This window comes from Pantoea sp. Pa-EAmG, assembly GCF_030024295.1.
Lineage (GTDB): Bacteria > Pseudomonadota > Gammaproteobacteria > Enterobacterales > Enterobacteriaceae > Pantoea > Pantoea dispersa.
On the sequence record NZ_JASEWO010000276.1, the window covers coordinates 1 to 3,822 of the forward strand.

Sequence of the window (3,822 nt, forward strand, 5' to 3'; positions counted from 1 at the left end):
TTCCGTTAAGGATTCTCCCTGATGGTTTCTCTGGTGCTTTCGCTTCCAGCAAAACTGGCCATTACCTAAGTCACCCACGGCGAGCGCGCGGTTTCACCGTATTATATTGTGGGATTGGCGATTTCAGCCTGAAATTCCGGCTAAGGTTGATTTGATTTCATGCACTTAGCTATGAAATCAGGCTGGCGAAGGATGAAATTACGGAGGGAGATATCAGGTGAGTGAGGTAACAATCTGTAGCGGCACGGTTCAGGATGTACGGGGTTGTGCTGCTACAGATTGCTGATCATCAGAGGTAAAGCGCTACTACTGATTGAGATACTTATTCAGCGTCTCGGTGATAACGCGATCCAGCTCTTCCTGTAACTCTCTGGACTGACGGTTAAACTCGTAGCTAAACATGCGTCCGCGCGTTTTCTTACGGGCGTAACGGTCTTTATCCGCGAAGGTCCATAGCGGTGTCGCCACCACTTTATCTTTTGCCGGCGCCTGCACCAGCGTCTGGCTACCGTTACGGACCAGCCGCAGGATGCCATTCTTGACTTCATCTTCCGCCAGGCCTTCACGCGCACAGACGCTGTCCACATCCATGCCGATGGTTTCAATCAGAGCGTCTACCGTCTGACCGGTTTCCTGCAGTTTTTCGTAGGCCTGCAACAGCGTTTTGTAGTCAGGATAGGTCAACTCTGAATGGTTCGGGAACAGGGTGACCAGCTCCAGCGGCACACTGGCAGCCTGCAGCGCGCGGGTCACTTTTGCCTGTGACAGCCCTTCACTCTGCGCAATCTCTTTTTGCGACAGGCCGCTGTCTTTCAGTGACAGCAAACGCATGCCGACTTCACGCAGATTATGCTCACGCGCGGTCTGGATATCCTGCGCCAGACGACGGGCTTCTTCGGCAGAGATGGCAACGTCGGTAACCAGCACATCCAGCCCGGTTTTACAGTGCAGCGCGGCCGCCCGACGACGCGAACCATCGAGGATTTCAATCCGATCGCCACGCTTCACGCCGATGGCCGGGAAGAACTGCTGCAGTTTAATGGTACGGATGATATCGCGCAGTGACTCTGGCGTGAGACCGGACTGGTCACGGCCGTTGGTTTCCATCACCACGTACGTACGTTCTTCTATCTCTTTAGCCGTGATCTGTTCCAGGGTGAACAGGGCGCGTTTACCGGTGGAAAGGATGAACGTCTGGGAGTGACCATCCTCGCTGGGTTCATTTTGTAACGGGCTCTGGCTGAAGGTGCGGCCAATAGTGATTCTTTTTGCGCTCATAATAACCTCAGTTCAGGCGGATAAATTCAATACGATCAAAGACGGCTTTGGCAAAGTCTTCTGCCGCCGAACGCGCGTTTTTCAGGGCTTCGCTGCTGCCGACATAAGTCGATGGGTTAGCGGAGATAACCGTGTCGAACGATTCACCGCAGCGTTCAAAGCCATCCAGCCGAGGTAGCGCCGCATCCAGCATATCGCCGCCAAATATCTCTTTCGCCAGGCTGTGACACATCTTGTGGTCCGCTTTATTCGACAGCTTGGACATAAAGCCAATGTTGCCCTGCAACCGGCAGGTGGCTCCCGACTCTTCGATGATGTCGATAAGCTCGGGCAGGCGCGTCAGATACTTCAGCGTGGAGTGGAAATCAACCTGTGCCGGCGGCACCGGCGTCATCAGCAAATCGGAAGCGGCAATGGCGTTTTTCAGGAAGGCATCCAGATGTGGGCCGCTGTCAATAAAGATGAAGTCGTAATCTTTTTTCAGCTTAGCCACCACGTTTTCATACAGCACCGCATGCACGTTTTGCTGCGGCAGATGCTCTGCACACAGCTCTTCCCAGCGTGAGGCAATGAAAGCGTCATCGATAGAGGCAGGCAGTACGTCAACGCCTGGAATAATCGACGGCACAATAAATTCGCTTTTCAGCTCGTCGCGGCTGACGTTTTGCAGCATCGCCTGAGCTGCGGTGGCTTCAACCAAACCGACCGAACGTTCATGATTCAGGAACATGGTGGCCGAAGACTGAGGATCGAGATCGATAACCAGGATGCGTAAATCTTCGAACAGCAGGTGCGGATGCGCGCGCAGCGCGTGCGCCAGCGATACCGTGGAAACGGTTTTAGACACGCCGCCTTTCAGGTTACCGACAAACAGCGTAAACGCTTCAGGATGGCGATCGCGGTATTTCGGGACGCCGCGATGATGGTAGATGTCGATAATATTTTGGATCGACATCGCGTACTTGGTGGAACTGCCGGCCGCGCGCTTATCAAACGGATAGCCGTTTTCTTCCATCTCGTTAACCGCGTAATCGACACTGGCGCGCGTCAGCTTGGGCAACTTGGCTAACGCCGCTTTGGCATAAACCTGGTAAAAAGTATTCTCGTGTAACTCTTCTTTTTGCGCCTGAATCTGCTCCGTCAGGCTCATCAGCATTCTTTCTGAGCGTTGAGCGACTTTCAGAACCTGCTTCTCATCGTTAGCCATACTTGCTCCACACATGTAGGATTTATGACTTTATACCGAAATCCTGCACATGAGGCAAATCTATCTCATCTGTTCATCATCGGCTCGCGTTGTAAAAAGACCTTTTGCAATAGGGGGTTAAACCAGACGTTCACTGTAATCAGTAACCGACATGTGTGGCAGAAGCGGGCGATTACGGTGAAATACGGCGCGCCGTTACCTGACAGAGCAGCCCGCACGTTCACTGTAATCAGCGGGTGGCGAAAAGGAATGAACTGCGTTCACTGTACTCGGCAGAACATTCACTGCAATCAGTAACCCTGCCGTAAGATTCACTGTAATCAGTGATTCTTAGCGCAGGGACAGTGCTACCGGCGCCAGGGTGAGCCAGTGCGCAAAAGTAAATGTTCACTGTAGTCAGTGGTTCCGCGCATCATCCGCTCACGCAATGAGCAGGATTCACTGTAGTCAGCAATAGCCTACTAAGTTATTCCCTGAGCGACTGGATGCATAGCACGGTGTGAGGGGGTGCCGCCAGCCAGTGAGAAGGGGAGAAGCTGCACACGATGAGAATTACGCGGTGTGCGATTGCGGGCTGGCGAGCATTGCCTGCAGGAAGATTAGGCTGCGCCGCGGCGAGCGCCGTGCAGTGCCATGTTAAGGGCCGCCTTACTGGCGGCAATCTGCCAGCGCATCGATTGATGCAGGTATGAGATTCACTGTAATCAGTAAACTGCGACGTCGATGTTAGCGACATTCACTGTAGTCAGTAAACTATGAATGCCTTTTCGTCAATGTTCACTGTAATCAGTAGTGTGACCGTTATCAGATATTCATAACCTGATCGCTGCGGCGCATTCACTGTAGTCAGTAAAAGGAAAAGCGTGTTTAAGCCTGAACTGCTGACCTGCCTGACTGAGCATTCACTGTAATCAGTAAACCCGATCATCTTTATCGCGCCAGGTCGAGGGAGGGTCGTGCGGCACAGGGAAGGGCACTCAGCTAACAACATTCACTGTAATCAGTAGCCGGGTTCGCGCGCGCTGCGCTTTGAGGCAGCAAGACCTGACAAACACGTTCACTGTAATCAGTAAATGCCCGCTTAGGCTCAGCCCGATTACGTTCACTGTAGTCATTAGCTGGCTTTACCTCCCTTGCAGGCCAGTGCCTGCGGTGAGGGCAGGGGAGTGTTGAGAACGTTCACTGCAATCAGTAAAAGTCAGACGACGCAGAGGGCCGTTTCGTCCTGAAATGACGTTCACTATAATCGGTAAACCGTCCCACGATTCACTGTAATCAGTGATAGTGACCAACCCTGTCACTTTTACTGGTTACTTTTACAGCATAATTACTGAATA

General features: G+C 52.6%; 2 protein-coding genes. Both read right to left on the bottom strand.

The genetic code is table 11. The features are described 5' to 3' along the window. Window positions 1-306 precede the first annotated feature (306 nt). Window positions 307-1,278 (bottom strand): ParB family protein, encoded by a 972-nt coding sequence (locus QMM04_RS21475; protein WP_282996986.1) that lies wholly within the window; start codon window positions 1,276-1,278, stop codon window positions 307-309. Between the two features lie 7 nt (window positions 1,279-1,285). Further along, on the bottom strand, window positions 1,286-2,485 hold the full coding sequence (locus tag QMM04_RS21480; RefSeq protein WP_058770419.1) for an AAA family ATPase: 1,200 nt from the start codon (window positions 2,483-2,485) through the stop codon (window positions 1,286-1,288). Window positions 2,486-3,822: the final 1,337 nt, after the last annotated feature.

Coding starts and splice junctions, on each gene's coding strand:
- QMM04_RS21475 (WP_282996986.1), bottom strand. CDS start 1,278: ATGAGCGCAAAAAGAATCACTATTGGCCGCACCTTCAGCCAGAGCCCG.
- QMM04_RS21480 (WP_058770419.1), bottom strand. CDS start 2,485: ATGGCTAACGATGAGAAGCAGGTTCTGAAAGTCGCTCAACGCTCAGAA.